Annotated in this window: 20 protein-coding genes; 12 read left to right on the top strand and 8 right to left on the bottom strand. The window is 48.2% G+C overall.

Translation table 11 applies throughout. The features are described 5' to 3' along the window. On the bottom strand, positions 1–2,096 hold a 2,096-nt coding region (gene mutS / locus AC4MRN_RS11380; RefSeq protein WP_491203340.1), incomplete at its 3' end, for a DNA mismatch repair protein MutS. A 90-nt stretch (positions 2,097–2,186) separates the two neighbouring features. Between mutS and AC4MRN_RS11375 the strand changes: the two genes are divergently transcribed. Next, the gene (locus AC4MRN_RS11375) at positions 2,187–2,720 is read left to right on the top strand and encodes a CinA family protein (RefSeq protein ID WP_490710794.1); all 534 of its coding nucleotides are present in this window, start codon (positions 2,187–2,189) and stop codon (positions 2,718–2,720) included. A gap of 138 nt (positions 2,721–2,858) precedes the next feature. Then, a complete protein-coding gene (gene recA / locus AC4MRN_RS11370; protein ID WP_073323180.1) occupies positions 2,859–3,890 on the top strand; it encodes a recombinase RecA in 1,032 nt (343 codons plus the stop codon). A gap of 151 nt (positions 3,891–4,041) precedes the next feature. Here recA and AC4MRN_RS11365 read toward each other — a convergent pair whose 3' ends face one another. Together AC4MRN_RS11365 and AC4MRN_RS11360 are read right to left on the bottom strand one after the other, a co-directional pair. Further along, positions 4,042–4,353, bottom strand: coding sequence for an EscU/YscU/HrcU family type III secretion system export apparatus switch protein (locus AC4MRN_RS11365; RefSeq protein WP_073323178.1), 312 nt, complete (start codon positions 4,351–4,353; stop codon positions 4,042–4,044). After that, complete coding sequence (locus AC4MRN_RS11360; RefSeq protein ID WP_491203338.1) at positions 4,350–6,626, bottom strand: hypothetical protein; 2,277 nt, start codon at positions 6,624–6,626, stop codon at positions 4,350–4,352. The genes AC4MRN_RS11365 and AC4MRN_RS11360 overlap by 4 nt, the downstream gene beginning before the upstream one ends. Positions 6,627–6,850: 224 nt before the next feature. Between AC4MRN_RS11360 and ccmA the strand changes: the two genes are divergently transcribed. From ccmA to AC4MRN_RS11310, 10 genes are read left to right on the top strand one after another with little or no spacing between them, the layout of a single operon-like run. Then, positions 6,851–7,480 carry a cytochrome c biogenesis heme-transporting ATPase CcmA gene (gene ccmA, locus AC4MRN_RS11355; protein ID WP_491203337.1) on the top strand — a complete coding sequence of 210 codons (630 nt, stop codon included), beginning with the start codon at positions 6,851–6,853 and terminating at the stop codon, positions 7,478–7,480. Then, positions 7,477–8,145, top strand: coding sequence for a heme exporter protein CcmB (gene ccmB, locus AC4MRN_RS11350; protein WP_073323172.1), 669 nt, complete (start codon positions 7,477–7,479; stop codon positions 8,143–8,145). Before ccmA ends, ccmB begins: the two co-directional genes overlap by 4 nt. Next, positions 8,145–8,903, top strand: coding sequence for a heme ABC transporter permease (locus AC4MRN_RS11345; RefSeq protein WP_491203336.1), 759 nt, complete (start codon positions 8,145–8,147; stop codon positions 8,901–8,903). Before ccmB ends, AC4MRN_RS11345 begins: the two co-directional genes overlap by 1 nt. Further along, positions 8,893–9,117 carry a heme exporter protein CcmD gene (gene ccmD / locus AC4MRN_RS11340; protein WP_491203335.1) on the top strand — a complete coding sequence of 75 codons (225 nt, stop codon included), beginning with the start codon at positions 8,893–8,895 and terminating at the stop codon, positions 9,115–9,117. The genes AC4MRN_RS11345 and ccmD overlap by 11 nt, the downstream gene beginning before the upstream one ends. Further along, the gene (gene ccmE, locus AC4MRN_RS11335) at positions 9,114–9,581 is read left to right on the top strand and encodes a cytochrome c maturation protein CcmE (protein WP_073323167.1); all 468 of its coding nucleotides are present in this window, start codon (positions 9,114–9,116) and stop codon (positions 9,579–9,581) included. Before ccmD ends, ccmE begins: the two co-directional genes overlap by 4 nt. Beyond that, positions 9,581–11,575, top strand: coding sequence for a heme lyase CcmF/NrfE family subunit (locus tag AC4MRN_RS11330; protein WP_491203334.1), 1,995 nt, complete (start codon positions 9,581–9,583; stop codon positions 11,573–11,575). Before ccmE ends, AC4MRN_RS11330 begins: the two co-directional genes overlap by 1 nt. After that, positions 11,572–12,165, top strand: a complete 594-nt coding sequence (locus AC4MRN_RS11325; protein ID WP_073323163.1) for a redoxin family protein — start codon at positions 11,572–11,574, stop codon at positions 12,163–12,165. The genes AC4MRN_RS11330 and AC4MRN_RS11325 overlap by 4 nt, the downstream gene beginning before the upstream one ends. Further along, positions 12,162–12,605, top strand: a complete 444-nt coding sequence (locus AC4MRN_RS11320; RefSeq protein WP_155014076.1) for a cytochrome c-type biogenesis protein — start codon at positions 12,162–12,164, stop codon at positions 12,603–12,605. Before AC4MRN_RS11325 ends, AC4MRN_RS11320 begins: the two co-directional genes overlap by 4 nt. Beyond that, complete coding sequence (ccmI, locus tag AC4MRN_RS11315; protein WP_491203333.1) at positions 12,605–13,846, top strand: c-type cytochrome biogenesis protein CcmI; 1,242 nt, start codon at positions 12,605–12,607, stop codon at positions 13,844–13,846. Before AC4MRN_RS11320 ends, ccmI begins: the two co-directional genes overlap by 1 nt. Then, positions 13,843–14,682 (top strand): MlaA family lipoprotein, encoded by an 840-nt coding sequence (locus AC4MRN_RS11310; protein ID WP_155014078.1) that lies wholly within the window; start codon positions 13,843–13,845, stop codon positions 14,680–14,682. Before ccmI ends, AC4MRN_RS11310 begins: the two co-directional genes overlap by 4 nt. A gap of 62 nt (positions 14,683–14,744) precedes the next feature. Here AC4MRN_RS11310 and galE read toward each other — a convergent pair whose 3' ends face one another. The 5 genes from galE to AC4MRN_RS11285 all read right to left on the bottom strand — a co-directional run bounded on the left by galE (position 14,745) and on the right by AC4MRN_RS11285 (position 19,628). Beyond that, positions 14,745–15,764 carry a UDP-glucose 4-epimerase GalE gene (galE, locus tag AC4MRN_RS11305; RefSeq protein WP_491203332.1) on the bottom strand — a complete coding sequence of 340 codons (1,020 nt, stop codon included), beginning with the start codon at positions 15,762–15,764 and terminating at the stop codon, positions 14,745–14,747. Then, positions 15,761–16,063 (bottom strand): DUF6170 family protein, encoded by a 303-nt coding sequence (locus tag AC4MRN_RS11300; protein ID WP_073323153.1) that lies wholly within the window; start codon positions 16,061–16,063, stop codon positions 15,761–15,763. The genes galE and AC4MRN_RS11300 overlap by 4 nt, the downstream gene beginning before the upstream one ends. 87 nt (positions 16,064–16,150) lie before the next feature. Next, the gene (locus tag AC4MRN_RS11295) at positions 16,151–17,680 is read right to left on the bottom strand and encodes a peptide MFS transporter (RefSeq protein ID WP_491203331.1); all 1,530 of its coding nucleotides are present in this window, start codon (positions 17,678–17,680) and stop codon (positions 16,151–16,153) included. A gap of 167 nt (positions 17,681–17,847) precedes the next feature. Further along, the gene (locus AC4MRN_RS11290; RefSeq protein WP_491055733.1) at positions 17,848–18,933 is read right to left on the bottom strand and encodes a KpsE/RkpR family capsule polysaccharide export protein; all 1,086 of its coding nucleotides are present in this window, start codon (positions 18,931–18,933) and stop codon (positions 17,848–17,850) included. Positions 18,934–18,977: 44 nt separating this feature from the next. Further along, on the bottom strand, positions 18,978–19,628 hold the full coding sequence (locus AC4MRN_RS11285) for an ABC transporter ATP-binding protein (protein ID WP_491203339.1): 651 nt from the start codon (positions 19,626–19,628) through the stop codon (positions 18,978–18,980). Positions 19,629–19,642: the final 14 nt, after the last annotated feature.

Raw genomic sequence — 19,642 nt, 5'->3', positions numbered from 1 at the left:
GCCCAGGCCAGAGACAAACCGTCATAGGTACTGGTACCCCGACCAATCTCGTCCATTAACACCAACGAGTAGGGCGTGGCATTATGGAGAATATTGGCGGTTTCGGTCATTTCTACCATGAAGGTAGAGCGGCCAGACGCCAAATCATCGGACGCACCAATACGGGTGAATATTTTGTCGACCGGGCCAATCTCTGCCTGTTCGGCGGGTACATAGCTACCAATGTACGCCATAAGCACTATTAACGCCGTTTGCCGCATAAAGGTTGATTTACCGCCCATATTCGGACCGGTAATCACCATGGTACGCTGTTGAGTATTCATATTTAGCGGGTTGGGTATAAATGGCCCGTCCATGACCTCTTCTACCACTGGGTGGCGGCCATTTTGGTAAGTAATTCCCGGCACATCGACAAGTTTTGGCGCGTGATATTCAAGGGTTTCTGCCCGTTCGGCGAGCGTGACCAGTACATCGAGTTTCGCCAGCGACTGAGCGCTGTCGATAAGCTTGTCCAGATGAGGCGTAATGTGGTCAAACAGAGCGTCATATAACTGCTTTTCCAACGCCAGGGCCCGGCTTTGACTGGTGAGTACCTTGTCTTCGTGCTCTTTCAGCTCCGGCGTGATGTAGCGTTCATTGTTCTTCAATGTCTGGCGGCGAATGTAATGCGCAGGGACTGCTCCGCTGTTCGCTCGGGACACCTCGATAAAGAATCCATGTACTTTGTTATAGCCCACTTTTAATGTGGCTATGCCTGTATCTTCGCGCTCACGCTGCTCAAGTTGATGCAAGTAGTCTGTGGCACCTTGTGACAGGTCGCGTAATTCATCGAGGTCCGCGTTGTAGCCAGGCGCAATGACACCGCCGTCTCGGATCACAACCGGCGGGTTGTCGATAATAGCCCTGTCCAGCAAGGTCGCCAGTTCCGGGTACGTGGAGATTGTGGTTGCCAGCGAGGCTAACAACGACGCGGAGTAGGGCGCTAAGCTTGCCTGTAATTCCGGTAATGCATTTAAGGCCAGTTTGAGTCTGGCAAAATCGCGAGGGCGGGCAGAACGCAAAGCCAGTCGCGCCATGATCCGTTCAATATCGCCGATCTGTTTTAATTGCGCCTGTAGCTGAGGGTAATCTCCTTCCAACAATGCGCCAATGGCTTGTTGTCGAGCGCTGAGCTCTTCCCGGTCTGTGATGGGCGCGTGCAGGTACCGCTGCAATAAACGACTGCCCATGGCTGTCGCTGTTTTATCCAATACCGCAAATAAGGTGTGTTCTACGCCACCAGACAGATTGCGCGTGAGTTCGAGGTTGCGGCGCGTGGCGGCATCAAGTTGAACGCGAGTAGATTGCTGTTCCAGCGTAATGGAGCGAATGTGTGGCAGCGCAGTGCGTTGGGTGTCTTTTACGTATTGCAGCACACAACCTGCAGCGCCTAACGCGAGTGTGATATTGCCTACGCCGAAGCCACTGAGATCTTGAGTACCAAATTGCGCATTCAATTGCTGCGAGGCGGTTTGCTGATCAAACTCCCACTCCGGGCGACGACGGATACCTTTAATATGCGATATCAATTCAAACCAGGCAAAGCCTTCCGGATACAGTAGCTCGGCCGGATGTAAACGTTGTAATTCAGCACTTAGCTGATCTTCGCCCTGTAGCTCTGTAACCAGGAAACGACCGCTGGTGATATCCAGCCAGGCTAAGCCAAAGCTGTCTTTATGACCATATACCGCGGCAAGCACGTTATCGCGGCGTTCTTCCAGCAGTGCCTCGTCGGTCACCGTGCCCGGCGTAACTATACGCTGAACCTGACGTTCAACCGGGCCTTTACTGGTGGCCGGGTCGCCGACTTGCTCGCAAATGGCGACGGACTCGCCCATTTTTACCAACCGGGCCAAATAGCTTTCAACCGCGTGGTAGGGAACACCGGCCATAGGAATCGGCTCGCCGCCAGACTTGCCTCGTGCGGTCAGGGAAATATCCAGTAGTTCCGCGGCACGTTTAGCATCGTCGAAGAACAACTCGTAAAAGTCACCCATGCGGTAAAAGAGCAGAATGTTCGGATGTTGCGCCTTAATTGCCAGGTACTGGCGCATCATGGGGGTATGTGATTCCAAAAAAGCCTCAGCTTGCGATTAGTAATTTGTCCACGGCATAATAGTGCCATTCTTGATAGACGTATTATTCCTATGAGCCAACCATTTTCAACTGTTTCCCATGATGAACTGCGTTTAGGGTTACTTTCTGAGCAAATATTGCAACTGGGAGAGCTGTTGCGGTCCCGCGAATGGTCAGTATCCTGTGCAGAGTCGTGTACGGGTGGTGGCATTGCCTACGCACTCACTTCCGTCTCAGGCAGTTCAGATTGGTTCAATCAAAGCTGGGTCACTTATTCCAATGACGCCAAGGCATCGATGATAGGCGTACAACCCGACACACTGGCCAAATTTGGCGCTGTGTCCGAACAAGTCGTAGAAGAGATGGTAACTGGCACTGCCCGCAATGCTAAATCACAGTGTGCTATAGCAGTAAGTGGCATTGCAGGTCCTGGTGGTGGTAGCGATGAAAAGCCGGTTGGCACCGTGTGGTTTGGGTTCCAGTTTGGTGAACAAACCGTGACCGTTCGGCAACGGTTTCAGGGCGACCGACAAGCCGTTCGTGCCAGCGCCATAGTGTTTGCTATTAACGAACTGCACCAGTGGCTAGTTGCAAACCCTGTCTAATCTGAAAAAATACACAAAAACCGACACACAGTATTGCACTGTATAATCATACAGTATATATTGTGCACCATTACAGTTACTAAACATCGTTTGTTGTGTAGCACACAAACCAACGGTGATAATAAGAGGGCATTTCACGTGGATGACAATAAATCCAGAGCGTTATCGGCAGCAGTAGGTCAAATTGAAAAGCAATTTGGTAAAGGCGCAATTATGCGTCTGGGTGATAACCAGGCGATGGACATTGAGGCAATCTCAACAGGCTCACTGAGCATTGATATTGCACTGGGTATAGGCGGTCTTCCATGTGGTCGTGTTGTCGAAATTTACGGCCCGGAATCATCAGGTAAAACAACACTGACATTACAGGTTATTGCTGAAGCGCAAAAGAAAGGCAAAACCTGTGCATTCGTTGATGCCGAGCACGCGCTTGATCCGGTATATGCAGAGAAGCTGGGCGTAAGCATTGACGATCTGCTGGTATCTCAGCCCGATACCGGTGAGCAAGCGTTGGAAATCTGTGACATGTTAGTGCGCTCTGGTGCTGTTGACGTGGTCATTGTGGACTCTGTGGCAGCGTTAACACCAAAAGCCGAAATTGAAGGCGATATGGGTGACTCGCACGTTGGTTTACAAGCGCGCTTGATGTCACAGGCTCTGCGTAAACTCACTGGTAACATCAAGCGTTCAAATACCTTGTGTATTTTTATCAACCAAATTCGTATGAAAATTGGTGTGATGTTCGGTAACCCAGAAACGACTACAGGTGGTAATGCGCTTAAATTCTATTCTTCTGTACGTCTCGACATTCGCCGTATCGGTGCCGTGAAAGACGGTGACGAGGTAGTGGGTAACGAAACTCGCGTTAAAGTCGTTAAGAACAAAGTTGCACCGCCGTTTAAGCAAGCGGAATTCCAGATCATGTATGGTGAAGGTATCAGTAAAGAAGCCGAGCTGATTGATTTGGGTGTTAAGCAGAAGCTGGTTGATAAAGCCGGTGCCTGGTACAGCTACAATGGTGACCGCATTGGTCAGGGTAAAGCAAACGTGGTGAAGTACCTGAAAGAGCACCCTGAAATTGCGGCGGATATCGAAAAGAAAATTCGTGCAGAGTTGTTGCTCACCAAAAATATTAAAGCAGATGACGTAGAGCCGGAAGACGCGCTGTAATCATTTGATTTACCCATTCAACTTAGCGTTGAACTCCCCCTATAAGCCCATCTTATAGATTTGCCCATCCATTTGGATGGGCTTTTTTATGGGAGATTTAGTGTTCCTTCAGAGTTAAACTCACATCTGAGTCTCATCCAAGATCAGATGGTTATATTTTCTCTTCAATACCGGGCATGGATTGTTTCCAGCTTTCTGGTACTTTTCCTTGCAGGGCATAGGAATAAGCGAGTAGCTCAGCTATTACATAATATAAAGATTCTGGTATTGATTGGCCCAGGTCGAGGGTGGTTAAAAACTCACTGAGATAGGGATCTTCATGAATGAGTACACCATTTTGCTGCGCACTGGCGATAATTGCTTCTGCTAAATCACCATAGCCTTTAGCAACAACGGATGGGGTTTTATCTCCTTCCGATTCACTATATTTAATGCCTACAGCACGTTTGGCTTTATTAGTCATGCCATCGTCTCCAAAATTTGGTACGGCTTTGTGGCAAGTGTGTCTGGAATTTTGCCTAACTGTACTTTGTGATGCTCTACGTCCAATCCAAGCATCTTGAAGCGCTTGAGTAAAAAGGGCAAAGAATTCGCTACCTTTTCAAGCAGATTCTGATTCGATGTGTAAATATCCAGGTCTATTTGTTTATGGAGGATTTTTACTTTAGTCAGTAACTCGCCGAATTCGCCAATATCCAGTTTCATGGTGAGTTGCCAGCGTTGTTGCTGATTAGCTTCATTGTCTTGTGCCTGATGTTCAGGTTCTCGTTTGATAAGAATCTCAGCCTGTTTCTGCTGTTGCTGAAAAGCGGGGAGCAAGTAGTAGAACGTGTCCTGACCTTGTAACGTTTGTTCGGCGCTGGATAGCTTGGATTGCTGATGTGAGGACAGCAAACTTTTGAGTTGTTTAAGCATATTATGCTGGTTATCGGCATTGGCCAGGTCTCTGACCATTCTGGCTGTTGCTGACTGGAGCGGTTGAGGTTGACCCGTAGACGTTTTGGTTTGTTGTTGAAACAATCGCTCAACCTCGTCCTGACTCTTTATTTGTTTTCCCAATAAAGCAATCTGCAATAATTGAACTAAACCGCCCAGCATGCCCTGTCCCGGCTGAGAAGATGTTAACACCGAGGGTGACTGTAACCACGCTGGCGAGGTAAATAAGTGTCTGAGCACCTGTGGCGAAATGGCCTCTTGTTGAAGCGCTTTAACCTGTGCTGGCTGCATCTCACTTTTTACATTGTCTATGGATACTTCTGTACCTGCTGTATCAGATACTGGGCTGGTTGGAAGCAATTTTTGAATGATGCTTGTAAGTACTTGCTTACTTTCTGTATTACCTTGATTAGCGATTTTCTGTAGCGATTGCGTCAAATCACCAATGTTGGTAGAGATGGGTTCAACATTTACTGCATTAAAACGAAGTAATGTCTGAATGAGCTGCTGCACATCATTCCTAACACCTGGAGCCTGCGTTTGTAGCAGGCTTGCAAGTGGTTTGTCGTTGCTTAAAGCGGCTGCCTGAACACGTTTATCCGCCTGTCCAGATACATCGCTAGCAGCTTGTTTTGGCTCACTAGAAATACCATCAATCTTGTCCGACATAGACGGGTTTTGAATCGGAAGTCCTTTTGAAATGTCAGAATTTCCCGTTAGTTGGATAGGTGCTTGGGGGACTTTTAATAGCTGAGCAGCGGAGAGTTGCAATGCTTGAATAGCTTGCTGACTCGCTCTGGGCAAAGCCGCCATCAACGCTTTATCCGGTGATGTATCGAGCAATTGCGGCTGTGTTTTCAATAAGCGGGCAGTGAGTTGTTTTCCTGTAACTTGCAGAGTAACAGGCATGGCTTCACTGCTTGTTTTTAGTGCTTGCTGAAGTTGGCTGGCGAGCTGACTAACGACCTTTTCAGGTAACTGATTGATGTGCTCGATTTTCATTCCCTGCTGATGAAGTTGGGCCTGAGATAATACGTTTAGTACTGCACTATCATTGTTTACTTTCAGGGTATTTATCGTGGTTCTTGTGTTTAGCTGTGACTGTTCGGTCGATTTAGAAAGCTCGCCTTGTTTTACAGAGTCACTATCGAATCGTAACTTAATGTCCCACTTGCCGTTCACCGGTTTGGCTTCAACAATGACCGATTTACCAACAACCAGATCATTAGCAGTTGGACCGCTGGGGGCTTGTTCCAGTGTAGCTTTCGGTAAAGAGAGTATTTTAGTGTCACCCGCTGACACCTTGAGTTGCAGATTAGTCGGACTAACTTCAGCGATAGTCGCTTTGATCTGCAGGGGTTGAGTTGCGCCGGAAGCGAGTTGCCTCGACAATTGTTGTAATAAAGCATTGTCGATAGGTTGTGAGATGCGTTGCTGGTCTAGTTTGGCAAGCAGTGTTACATCAGTAGGGAGTGTCAGGGTTGGTGCCAGTTGCGCAATGGATTGTGGCAGTCCCTGTGCGTTTACTACAGGCAAGGTCGTTGGCAAACGTAAAAGTAATAATTGGTCGCGCGGTTTTATTGCTAATTGTTTTGCAACCTCCACCAACAACGTCTTGTCGATATTTTGCAGCGTGGTAGAAAAAGTGCGAAGGCTGTTTGACTGTGTAGGCTGGGCGACTTGCATCAATTGCGCAAATCGCGCAATAGCTTCGGGCTTCATGCCGGCTTCGCTGAGGGCGGATAACAGTGCTTGTCTGGACTCAGGTGACAAGCTTTGTGTGGACGGAGTCAGTTGCATAAATCGTTATCGGCACCTTTTGCAATTGTATGAGTATAACTGGCTAGCTAACAGAACGAGAAATTATCAGACCTATGTTTCCTCCCGACAATTTAACGCTGTCAATCCTTCAGAAGATTGAATTAGATCAGAAATTCGCCGAACAGTCTTTCAGGTAAGATGCGATTACACCTAAATATGGTAGAATGCTGCGATTTTTTTAACGAAGTGAAACAGGAATTATCTTGGCAGGACTAACTGCACATGGGCTAACATGTGTAAAACGGGACAGAGTGTTGTTTGCTGACTTGTCGTTTACCTTGCCGGCAGGCAGTCTGACGTATCTGCGTGGCCCCAATGGTGCAGGTAAAACCAGCTTACTTCGACTGCTTACCGGACTATCGCTTCCTGACCAAGGGGATATCCTGTTTAACGATGTGCCCATCGCGGAGTGTCTCCCCCAGTTTCATGCTTCACTTACCTATATCGGTCATAAACCCGGACTAAACAGTGCCTTGTCTGCAATTGAGAACCTACAGTACTGGTGTGCCCAACATAGCATCGGCTTTTCACTCGAAACCGCGTACGAGGTATTAACGACATTAGGTTTAGTCGGGCTTGAGGATATTCCCGTTCGCATGCTATCGGCCGGCCAGCAGCGCAGAGCGGCATTGGCCCGCTTATGGTTAAAGTCTGCTGACATCTGGATTCTGGATGAGCCTTTTACTGCGCTCGACATAAGCGGAATAAAATTGCTGGAAGCACACATGAAATCTCATGTTGAACAGGGTGGTACAGTGATTACCACCTCGCATCAAGCGTTGAGTGATGTTGCCGGGCCGGTTACGTTATTGGATCTGGAGTATCGCATATGAAGGCGCTCTGGAGCGGCATTTTTAAGCGTGACTTAGCTCTGGCATTTCGGCAGCGCTCTGAACTTGCGCAACCCCTGATGTTTTTGTTGATGGTGGTAACCCTGTTTCCGCTTGGCGTAGGCCCCGGGCCTGCCACGCTGCAAAAAATCGGTCCAGGCGTCATATGGATTGCGGCCATATTGTCGTCGCTTCTGGCCATGGATCGTATGTTTCGCGACGATTTTTGGGACGGCTCCATGGAGCAGTATCTGCTTAGTGGACAGTCTGTCTGGGCCATTTCGGCAGTGAAGGTATTGGTGCACTGGCTGGTGAGTTTTGTGCCGCTGTTGATTTTATCGCCGCTATTAGCACTTTTTCTGAATTTAACCGTACAGATGTACACAGCACTGATGCTAACGCTGCTGCTGGGTACGCCCTTGTTATCCCTGGTTGGGGCGATAGCGGTTGGGTTGACGGTTGGCTTGCAACGGGGCGGGGTGTTACTGGCTTTATTGCTGATACCGGTGTTTATTCCGTTGCTGATTTTTGCCACCTCGGCGGTTGATGCCGCTGCGTTACAATTACCTTACCGTGCGCATCTTGCTATTATTGGCGCCATGCTATTAGCAGCCATGGCGGCTGCGCCCATGGCAATTGCGTATGCTTTAAAAGTGAGTCAAAACTAATGTGGAAGTGGTTACATCCCTACGCAAAACCTGAACGGGCTTATCAGCTGTGTTCAACACTCCAGCCTTATTTTTTCTGGCCGGCTGTGCTGTGTATTCTGATTGGTTCGGTCTGGGGACTGGCGTTTGCGCCGCAGGACTATCAACAGGGCGATTCGTTCCGGATTATCTATATTCACGTGCCCAGTGCAATATTGTCGATGAGCACTTATGTCGCAATGGCTGTCGCGGCACTTGTGGGAATCGTATGGCAATGGCGCACCGCCTTTATGGCAATGATCGCGATGGCGCCAGTGGGTGCGGTGGTTACCTTTATTGCATTGTTTACCGGCGCCGCCTGGGGCAAACCAATGTGGGGCACCTGGTGGGTGTGGGACGCGCGCCTGACGTCTGAGCTTATATTGCTGTTTTTATATCTGGGAGTAATGTCACTTTATGGCGCCTTTGAAGACAAGCAACAGGCAGGAAAAGCTGCAGGCGTTATGGCACTTGTTGGCGTCGTCAATGTGCCTATTATCCACTACTCCGTAGAATGGTGGAATACCCTGCATCAGGGGGCCACTATCAGCAAATTCGATAAACCGTCGATTGCGCCGGAAATGCTTTGGCCGCTACTTATCGCATTGCTTGGATTCGCCTTATTTATCGCTGCAGTAACCGTAATGCGCATGAAAAATGAAATAATTCGTAGAGAATATCATCGCCCCTGGGTGAAAGAGATGGTTCAGAGCGCAAAGGAGACCAATCATGCAGTTTGATAGTTGGCAGGCCTTTTGGCACATGGGCGGCTATGCCTTTTATGTGTGGGCGTCCTTTGGCGTTACTTTCCTGGTTATGGGCCTGATAGTGTTGCATAGCATGATGACACACAAAAAATTACTCAAAGAAGTGGCTCAGGAAGCCGCCCGACAACAGCGGATCGCGACCGCGAAACAGGCAACGAAACAGAATCTGACCGGAGAGGAAGTATGAATCCAAGACGTCAACGCAGACTGGCCGCGGTAGGCGGTGCCGGACTGTTAATTGTTGGGGCTGTTGCACTGATGCTGTTTGCTTTAACCGACAATATCGACCTGTTTTACACGCCATCTGAAATCGTCGAAGGGAAAGACGGAGTGAAGCCAACCGTCGGTCAACGTTTGCGAATTGGTGGTATGGTCGTACCGGGGAGTGTCTCCCGCGACAGTGAGAGCCTCGAAGTGACTTTTAAATTAATTGATACGGGTCCACAGGTTACCGTGACCTATGCCGGGATCCTGCCGGATTTATTTCGAGAGGGCCAGGGCATCGTGGCAACCGGCGTGTTAGCCGAAGCCGGCGTTATTCAGGCAGAAGAAGTGCTGGCTAAACATGACGAAGAGTACATGCCACCGGAGCTGGCTGAACAGATGAAAGGGATCAAACACGTTAAACCCAGCGAGGGGAGCTACGAATAGTGATACCTGAAATTGGCAATATCTCGCTGGTGCTTGCGCTTATTACGTCTATTTTACTGGCGGTTTATCCGCTGTGGGGAGCACAGAAAGGGCACGTTGCATTGATGGCAACAGCCCGCCCTCTAGCAGTAAGTTTGTTTGGATTTACTGCGATTGCTTTTGGCTGTCTCACCTACGCGTTTGTTACCGATGACTTCTCACTGAATTATGTCGCTCAACATTCCAATAGTCGTTTGCCTGTCTATTACAAAGTGACGGCGGTGTGGGGCGGTCATGAAGGTTCGTTCTTACTCTGGGTATTGATGCTTTCGCTATGGACAGTGGCTGTGGCTATTTTTAGCTCAGGGATTCCGCGTGTGATGGTAGCGCGAGTGCTGTCGGTTCTAGGCATGGTAGCCATCGGCTTTTATCTGTTTATGTTACTGACCAGTAACCCGTTTGACAGTATGCTGCCATTTTTCCCGGTCGACGGACGTGACTTGAATCCGCTGCTCCAGGATTTCGGCATGATCATTCACCCGCCCATGCTGTACATGGGCTATGTTGGTTTCTCTGTTGCCTTTGCGTTTGCCGTTTCTGCCCTCATTTCAGGACAGCTGGATTCAACCTGGGCGCGATGGTCTCGACCCTGGGTTATTGCGGCCTGGAGTTTCCTGTCGGTAGGTATTGCGCTGGGAAGCTGGTGGGCATACTACGAGCTCGGTTGGGGCGGCTGGTGGTTCTGGGACCCGGTAGAAAATGCTTCATTTATGCCTTGGCTGGTCGGGACCGCTCTCATGCACTCTCTGGCGGTAACCGAAAAGCGTAAAGCGTTTAAGTCCTGGACCGTATTGTTGGCTATTGCCGCTTTTTCACTGAGTTTGTTAGGCACGTTTTTGGTTCGTTCCGGCGTTATTGTGTCGGTTCATTCTTTCGCCAGTGACCCCTCTCGCGGGCTGTTCATACTGGGCATATTAGTTGTGTTAACAGGCTTAAGCCTGGTGCTGTATGCGATGCGCGCGCAGCAACTTAAAAGCCCCGGGCGCTATCAACCGTTTTCGCGGGAAGTACTGTTAATTGGTAACAACGTATTTCTGTGCGCTGCCACTCTGGTGGTGTTTTTGGGTACACTGTTACCTCTTGTGCACAAAGAACTGGGGCTAGGCTCTATATCGGTGGGTGCACCGTTCTTTAATCAGATGTTTACCTGGTTGATTGTGCCCTTTGTCTTTATGTTGGGACTTGGGCCTTTAACGCGTTGGAAGCATCAGCCAGTAGCACAAATTCAAAAAACGATACTACTGGCGTTAGGACTGAGTGTGAGCGCCGGTATTCTGATTAACTTTAGCTATGATGCACCAACGTATTTTGCGGCGTTGGGGCTGGTGTTAAGTGCATGGATTCTTGTTACGACGACTCAGGAAATATTGCAGCGGGTAAATGCGTTATCGTCGGGCTCACTGTTCGAGAGACTTCGCAAGCTGACGCCGAGTCACTGGGGGATGATCCTTGGTCACCTTGGCTTTGCAGTGACCATCATCGGCATCACACTGGTGAGTAACTACGAAGTTGAACGTGATGTGCGCATGGTGCCGGGAGAGTCGGTAACGCTGGGCGGTTATGAATTCGCTTTCCAGCGGGTTGAATCTCGTAACGGACCCAATTACACCGCAGATGTGGGCATTTTTGATGTGTATCAGGACGGGGAGAAACTCGTTCACCTCGAACCTGAGAAGCGACTATACATCGTGCAGCGCATGCCTATGACGGAGGCGGGTATTTACTCTACTGTGTTCCGTGATTTGTTTATCGCGATGGGCGAGCCGCTGGATGATGGCGCCTGGGCGATTCGCGTTTATATAAAGCCTTTTGTTACCTGGATTTGGGCGGGTGCAGTATTTATGGCCCTAGGCGGCGTGTTCTCAATCAGTGACAGACGTTATCGCATGGCTAAGCTGGCAAAAGTGAAAAAGGCCGTAACACCCGGCAATGTTGTAGCAGGAGAAAGTGCATGAAGCGTTGGATAGTGTTTGGCGTACCGCTACTTGCGTTTGTCATCCTGGTTGGCTTTTTGTTCAGCGGATTGTTTTCTGACCCGCGGGCGTTGGACTCTCAGGTAAAGGGAAAGCCGGTACCGGACTTTTCCTTACCTGATTTAATGAACCCTGCGCAAACCTATACGCCAGATGTGTTTAAAGGCAAGGTGACGCTATTGAATGTGTGGGGTGTGTGGTGCGTGACTTGTGCCGTTGAACTGCCTTATCTGACTCAGCTTGTAGAACAAGAGCAGGTTAACATTGTGGGCTTGTATTTCGACCAGGACCTAGACCCGGATTTCGGTACTAAAACCATTGAGCGCGTGCAGCAGGAAGTGGTTGAAATCACAAGTCAGTTTGGCAATCCATACCAGTTTCATATCTTTGATGTATTTCGTGATACGTCACTCGATTTGGGCGTAACCGGTGCACCCGAGCACTTTTTAATCGACAGCAACGGGGTTATTCGCATGCATCACATCGGCGATATTAACGAGCGGGTGTGGAAAAATAAAGTAGGGCCGCTTTACCATCAATTACAACAAGAACTAGCGGGGCAACCACAATGAAACGAGGGCTGCTTTTTATCGCATTGCTGTTTGCCAGTTTAGTTGCACAAGCAACCGAAGAGGCTTATGAATTTGATACGCCTCAGCAACGCTTGCTGTTTCAGACTCTGACGGCAGAGCTGCGTTGTCCGATGTGCCAAAACCAGAATATTGCAGACTCGGATGCGATGATTTCTCACGATATGCGCCGTAAAGTGTATACCTTGATCAAACAGGGCAAGAACGAAGCAGAGATCATTGATTATATGAAGTCGCGATACGGTGATTTTATTCACTACAAGCCACCGGTAACGCCTGTGACCATGTGGTTATGGCTGGCGCCTATCCTGTTTTCGATTGTCGCCTTATTAGTCGTATTTCTTCGCAGACGTACCTCGCCCCCAGAAGATATGGCCGCAAAGCTGGCAAAAGCAGAAGCAATGTTGGAGCAAGATAAGTAGTGTCCTGGTTAGAGTTTGGATTGTCTGTTGCGGCGTTAGTCGCTGTATTGTTAATACTGATTGCACTGCCATGGTTTCGTCGCGGCGCAGAGCAGGAAAATGTGTCTTCGGCCAACGTCTCTGTTGTGAAGCAACGATTAGCCGAATTGGAGCGCGAAGTGTCTGAAGGCTTGCTTACCGAACAGGACATGCGACAGGCCAGTGACGAGATAAAAGTGGCATTGGTTGATGAAGCGCAGGAAGAAAACAGGACGGTTACCTCTGGTGGTTTGGTATTACTATTAGGTGCATTGGTTGCGTTGGGAGTAGGGGGTTGGGCTTATAGTCAGGCTAACAACCTGGACCGATTGCAGGCAACGCAGGAAGCAATCGATGCTTTACCCGGTCTGAGTACTAAATTAGCCCAAGGCAACGGTGAGAATTTTACGCCGAAGGATTTTCAGCAGTTGACGTTAGCCATCCGTAAACGGTTGCAAATGGAACCGGAAGACGGACAAGGCTGGATGTATTTAGGACGCATTTGGATGGCGCTGGACCAGCAGGACCAGGCATTCGCAGCCTATGAAAAGGCCATTCATTATGCGCCTGGCGATAGCAACGTCAGAACCAATTATGCCAGAGCCTTGATGGCCAGTGATGACAAGGGACGATTACAAAGTGCCCGACAGTTATTGTCGTCGCTATTGCAGGATGAGCCGGATAACAGCAATTTGGTCCTCATGTTAGCTGTGGTCGCCGGCAGATTAGGTGACGAGGCTGTGCTGGCCTCGAATTTGAGTAAGTTAGATGGCCTGCTACCAGCAGACAACCCGTTAATGGTGCAACTGCAATCACGGTTGACCCAGCTTCGGGGCGAGGCACCCGAATCAGCGAGTGAAGCACAACAATTAACAGGGTTTAATATTGAAATTAGTATCAGCGATGAACTGGCAGCTAAGCTACCTGAAAACGGGTTTTTATTCGTGTTTGCGCAGGACGCAAACAGTGACAATCGCATGCCTGCTGCAGTACTCAGAATGCCATTGTCAACGTTACCTGCAACAGTCACGCTGACGCAAGAAAATGCCATGACACCGAATTATTCTCTGGCCCAGTTGTCTGAAGTCAAATTAATGGCCAGGGTGTCGGCTGATCAGGAGGCGCCAGCCGTTACCGGTGACTTAGAAGGCGTGATGAATAGTGAAGTTGTTCAGGGCAATATTCTGAACGCAACGATAGTGATCAACAAGGAAATCATGTGATATCGATTAACAGTAAGCTGTCTGCTCTTATTGTTTGCGCTGCATTAGTAGGTGGCTGCGCAACAAAGCCTTCAACAGAACAGACGGCAAGCACAACAAACACAACGAATACAACACAAAGCGACCCCAGGGATCCCTTAGAACCGATAAACCGGGTTATGTGGGATTTAAACTGGGAAGTATTGGATCGCTTCTTACTCAAACCTGCTGCAACCGTCTACGTGACGGTTATGCCTGGCTTTGCCAGAACCGGATTGTCCAATGCAGTTGAAAACCTGTCTGAGCCGGGCAACATGGTGAACAACCTGTTACAAGGGAAAGTGGGTCCGTCTTTCGATAGTTTCACCCGTTTTATGATTAACTCTACTGTCGGTGTGGTGGGGTTATTTGATGTCGCAGGTGCGATGGGATTGCAACGCCAGGAAGAGGAATTTGGCGAAGTACTGGGTGTATGGGGAGTGGGCACGGGCCCCTTCGTAATGCTGCCCGCCAGAGGCCCTACAGACGCTCGTAGTTTTACGGGTGACGTGGTCGATAATCTGTATTTCCCGCTGTCTGTGTTAACAGGCAATATGAACGTAGCCCGATTTACTATTAGTGCTCTGGAAGGACGTGCACAACTGCTCGGTCAGGAAGGACAAATAGAAAACGCGGTTGATGACTATGAGATGGTTAAAAATATCTATTTCCAGAACCTGGAATTCAGGGTTACCGACGGTAAAAGTGTAGAAGAAGGTCCTGACGAAGAGCAGCTAGAAGACTTTGAAGAGTTTGAGTCGATGTTTGATGATGTCAATCTGGAAGAAGATTTGCAGGTTGAGCCTGAACCTAAATAGGCCGCAGAAAAGAATCAAAAAAACCGCTGATATCAGCGGTTTTTTTTATGTTTGAACAAATCTTAATCCTGGTAGCCCATGGGATTCTGTGACTGCCAGTTCCAGGCATTGGCACACATATCTTCCAATGTTTTCTTCGCATGCCAGTTCAGCTCGGAAGCGGCTTTTGTTGGATCTGCATAACATGCCGCTACATCGCCTTCCCGACGCGGCGCAATTTTGTAGTTGATCGCTTTTCCGCAAGCTTTCTCAAACGCAGCTATCATCTCAAGCACTGAATAACCCTGACCTGTGCCCAGGTTATAGATGTCCAGGCCCATGTTCAGTGACAGTCGTTCGATGGCTTTTAAGTGGCCATTTGCAAGGTCTTCCACGTGAATGTAGTCACGTACACCGGTACCGTCGACGGTGTCGTAATCGTCACCAAACACGGCTAACTGAGCCAGTTTGCCTGAAGCGACCTGTGAGATATAAGGCATCAGGTTGTTTGGGATACCGTTAGGATCTTCGCCAATCTGACCTGACGGATGTGCACCCACCGGGTTGAAGTAACGAAGGAGTACGATGTTCCATTCCTCATCAGACTTGTATAGATCTTTGAGAATATTCTCGACCATCAACTTAGACATACCATAGGGATTTGTCGGATGGCCGGTGGCCGAGTCTTCACGTAGAGGGAGTGATACAGGATCGCCGTAAACCGTTGCTGACGAGCTGAAAACCAGGTTTTTCACATTGTGGCGACGCATGGCGTTGCAAAGGTTAACCGAGCCATAAACGTTATTTTGGTAATATTCCAATGGCTTCTGTACCGATTCACCCACGGCCTTTAAACCCGCGAAGTGGATGACAGAGTGAATATTATGCTCTGAAAATACCTGGTCTAATGCGCCAGAATCGCAGATATCTCCTTTTACAAAGGTAACCGGCTTTCCGGTTATTGCCGTTACGCGACGCAACGACTCTTGTGACGCATTACACAAGTTATCAAAAACGACTACATCATAGTTTGCTTCCAGCAATTGCAGTACGGTGTGGCTGCCGATATACCCAGCTCCACCGGTGACAAGTATTGTTTTCATTGCTTATCCTTTTGTGACAACGATTCTAAATATTTAGCGCTTAATGAGTATTGTACAGGTTTCACGATAATGGGATACAGCAGGAAAACTAGCAACGCCCACAATAAAGACGTCCAGTCGGCTGCTACGCGAAGAAGCAGTGTAAACGCTGGCACAATCACCAGCAGTTTAAGTATGTTCAGTACAGTCTTTTCCGGAACAGTAAGTTTTTTGGCTGCCCGCTCCAGTAAGCGCATACGCTCTGCCAGAGGAAGGCCAGATAAACCAGGAATATTGCGCGTCGAAAAATAGAATTGCATAAAGTGCTCTTAATAAAAAACCGCCGGAACATGACGTCACGGCGGTTATTGTAAGGCAATCAGCCAGTGTTTAAAACACAGGTGTCGTTATTGTGCTTTTTCCTGAATACCGGCTTTTTCCCAGAATCTTGATTTGAAGCTCATCAAACCAATTACAATAGCAATAGCAATACTAAAGAGTGCGATTTGAAGATATAGGTTTGGCATTTCTTGCACGTTCTCAGGATCAAAATTACCAGATAGCAAACCAGCAATAATATTACCGATAGAGTAGGTGAGTACAAATACGCCCATCATCTGACCTGCAAAACGCTTCGGCGACAATTTACTGACCGCACTAAGTGCTACAGGGCTAAGGCATAGTTCACCTACGGTATGCAGAAAATAAGTCGTTACTAGCCACATAGGGGCTACTTTAAGTCCTTGCGCTGCATATTGGGATGCCATAAACATGACCAGGAAGCCTGACGCCATAATTACAATACCAATTGCACACTTAATGGTATATGAAGGGTCAATCATGCGCTTGGCAAGGTTAATCCAAAGGGCGGCAAAGAATGGCGACAGAATGATAATAAAGAGAGAGTTAGAAAGCTGGAACCATACGGTAGGGATAGCGTCCATTCCAAACCATGACGTTAACCATGAGCCACTTTCCAGCGCGCGATCAGTATAGTTCTGCGCAAATAAATTAAGGGATGATCCGGCTTGTTCAAAACCAGACCAGAAGCATGCAGAGGCAACACATACTAAAAACAGTGCCCACATACGTTGCTTTTCATTATCGTTTAACTGACCTTTGAAGTAGATAAAGCCAAAATAAACAAAGAATATAGCGGTGAAAATAATAGCGACTTTTTCAGCAAGCGCGACTGGCTCGACTACGATGGTGCCCAAATGGGCCAGAATGATAATCACAACGGCTACTGCTAACACGCCTAAAACACATAACCAGGCACGCTGCCTTGCGGCACCTACATAGGGGTTAGCGGGTGCCACTGACTCTGTAGCCAAAGAGCGGTTTGTAAAGTAGTACTGTATAAGTCCTAAACCCATACCGATGGCAGCGGCACCAAATGCATAGTGCCAGCCCCAGTTTTCCTGCAGGTAACCAGTGACCAGATAGGCGATCAACGAACCGATGTTAATACCCATATAGTATAGCGCATAGCCACTGTCGCGACGGCCGTCATCGTCGTCATATTGCTGGCCAACCATGGCTGAAATGTTTGGCTTAAGTAACCCTGTGCCGGAAGCTACCAGAATAAGGCCGACAAAGAATAGGTTTTGAAGGTCTACTGCCAGTACAATGTGTCCGGCGAAGATAATTAATCCGCCATACCATACCGCTTGTTTGCCTCCAATCAGACGATCCGCGAGCCAGCCTCCCGGTAACCCAAGAAAATACACAGCCCCGGTGTAGAGGCCGTATATGGCACCTGCTGAGGCGACAGTGAAGCCAAGACCTTGTGTTTGCAAGCTCGCTGTCATAAACAGCACGAGCAGGGCACGCATGCCGTAGTAGCTCATGCGCTCCCACATTTCGGTAAAAAATAACGTTCTCAGACCATTTGGATGGCCGAAGAAGCTGGTGTCGTTAGATGTATTTGTTGTCACAACAGAGTTCCGTATAGTTATTATTGGTAAGTTGGTGTGTTCAATTTGTTGGAATTAAACACACCACTGTAGACATTCTTATACTAGAGGTTGTCCATTGAGACAACCTGTAGGCGATGGGATAGCTTATAAATCCAGCAGTAGTGAAGCCTGGAGTGTGAATCTGCTTATAGTTCCCGAATAGTCGCCACAACAATGCGAATGGAAATAAACGCCATGCTTAGCAACACGCCCAGCAATACCAAGTTGTAAATTACCTTAGGGTAGGTAGCGTCATCGGGCAGCGTTGGCGACTCAACAGTAACTAAATGTTGTAGTTGCTGATAGGTATCGACCCGTGCATTTTCTAACGTCATTAATGATGAGCCATAGGCCTGTAATGCAAGTTCTACCTGAACCTGCAGGTTTGAATATTGTGCCATCAGCTGATTAATCGAGAGTTTGGCGTCGCTGCCCTGCGTATCATTGATCTTGGTTTTCTGTTCTGTGATCTGCTGCTCAAGTGCTTTGATTTGGCGCTTTAAAGACACAATTTCCGGTGCGGTCGCAGACATAATGCCTGCCAAGGTGCTGAGCTCAGCTTGTTTCTGAGCGAGTGTGGCTTCAAGAGAGAATGCGATTTGCTGAAAGGCTGCACCTTCTGCTGTAGGATCCAACACATTGTATTTTGATTGGAAATTAATGAGGGCCAGCTTGGCCTGCTGAAGCTTGTCTTCCACGATGTCGTGTTCGCTTTGTGCAAACGCTAAGCGCGATTTTGCCAGGTTATTGCTGATTTCGTTTATAAATTGTTCTGCGCGTTTAACGATGGTCTTACTGATTAACTGAGCATACTCCGGGTTATAAGCGCGCGCAGACAGCTCGATAACACTGGAATCTGTGTTGATCAGAACGTCGATATTGTTCAGGTAATATTCCAGGAAGGCTTCGTTACTGTGCTCACTAGCGAGGCGACTAATGATGTCGCCCTCTGAAGAGGTATAGTGACCACTTAAATCAATAGCCTTGTCGAGATAGTGCAACATGTCATTCGATTGTATGAATGCAACAACCAGTTGGCTTTCATTGGATGCCGGGGCGCCTGTCATTCCTGACATAAGCAGCGCTGACGGGTCGAAGTTGTTTGCACCATCCGCAGACTTAACAACAAGCTGACTTTTGCTTTCATACTTTGGAGCAGCAATCAGTGTTAAGTACACAGCATAAATAAGCCAGGGTACTATTATGAGCAATAGCGGCCGCTTCTTAATCATTGTTTTTGCTTGGTTAAGGTAATCTTTCAGCATGCTAATTCTCGTTATTCCATGTAAATCTTTATGGCTTCTTCAAGGTCGCTATAATAAGTGAGCTGGCCATTATCTATCAGAATGGCGGACTTACAGAACTCTCTTATTTGATCAATTTCATGGCTCACCATGATTAAACCGGCTTCCTTTGCTTTCACCTCTAATGCTTCGCGGGCTTTTTTTCTGAATTTGGGATCGCCAACCGATGTCGCTTCGTCTATCAGGTAAATATCAAAATTAATATTGATGCAGCAGGCGAATACCAAGCGTGCGCGCATACCCGAAGAATATGTTCTGACCGGTAGATCATAGCGTTTATCGAGCTCTGCAAATTCCTGAACGGCAGCTTCATAGTGTTTCAGGTTTCTCACATTGTTAATGCGACCAATGAAACGCGTGTTTTCTCTACCTGTCATATGTGGATGAATACCGGTTGCTAAAGCAACCGGCCATGACATGGACTTATCTGTGTATACCTGGCCTTTATCAGGGTATTCACTTTTTGCTAACATCCTGAATAAAGTTGACTTGCCTGCGCCGTTTTTACCCAAAATTGCCACGTTATCGGCAGTCGGAAACTCGAAATTCAGATCTCTAAAAATGTATTGTGGCCCTAATTTACTGGGGTAGGACTTTGTCAGGTTAATGAGCTTGATTGTCATCGCGACAAGATTCC

The sequence above is a fragment of the Marisediminitalea sp. genome, from assembly GCF_984433645.1.
The sequence above is the reverse complement of the archived record's forward strand: the minus strand, read 5'-3'. Positions and strand labels throughout refer to the sequence as shown.

Bases quoted from the DNA above. Each gene is read 5' to 3' on its own strand.
- AC4MRN_RS11320 (WP_155014076.1), top strand. From the start codon at position 12,162: ATGAAACGAGGGCTGCTTTTTATCGCATTGCTGTTTGCCAGTTTAGTT.
- AC4MRN_RS11360 (WP_491203338.1), bottom strand. From the start codon at position 6,626: ATGCAACTGACTCCGTCCACACAAAGCTTGTCACCTGAGTCCAGACAA.
- AC4MRN_RS11300 (WP_073323153.1), bottom strand. From the start codon at position 16,063: ATGCAATTCTATTTTTCGACGCGCAATATTCCTGGTTTATCTGGCCTT.
- galE (WP_491203332.1), bottom strand. From the start codon at position 15,764: ATGAAAACAATACTTGTCACCGGTGGAGCTGGGTATATCGGCAGCCAC.
- AC4MRN_RS11325 (WP_073323163.1), top strand. From the start codon at position 11,572: ATGAAGCGTTGGATAGTGTTTGGCGTACCGCTACTTGCGTTTGTCATC.
- AC4MRN_RS11290 (WP_491055733.1), bottom strand. From the start codon at position 18,933: ATGATTAAGAAGCGGCCGCTATTGCTCATAATAGTACCCTGGCTTATT.
- AC4MRN_RS11375 (WP_490710794.1), top strand. From the start codon at position 2,187: ATGAGCCAACCATTTTCAACTGTTTCCCATGATGAACTGCGTTTAGGG.
- ccmB (WP_073323172.1), top strand. From the start codon at position 7,477: ATGAAGGCGCTCTGGAGCGGCATTTTTAAGCGTGACTTAGCTCTGGCA.
- ccmE (WP_073323167.1), top strand. From the start codon at position 9,114: ATGAATCCAAGACGTCAACGCAGACTGGCCGCGGTAGGCGGTGCCGGA.
- AC4MRN_RS11365 (WP_073323178.1), bottom strand. From the start codon at position 4,353: ATGACTAATAAAGCCAAACGTGCTGTAGGCATTAAATATAGTGAATCG.
- ccmD (WP_491203335.1), top strand. From the start codon at position 8,893: ATGCAGTTTGATAGTTGGCAGGCCTTTTGGCACATGGGCGGCTATGCC.
- AC4MRN_RS11345 (WP_491203336.1), top strand. From the start codon at position 8,145: ATGTGGAAGTGGTTACATCCCTACGCAAAACCTGAACGGGCTTATCAG.
- AC4MRN_RS11285 (WP_491203339.1), bottom strand. From the start codon at position 19,628: ATGACAATCAAGCTCATTAACCTGACAAAGTCCTACCCCAGTAAATTA.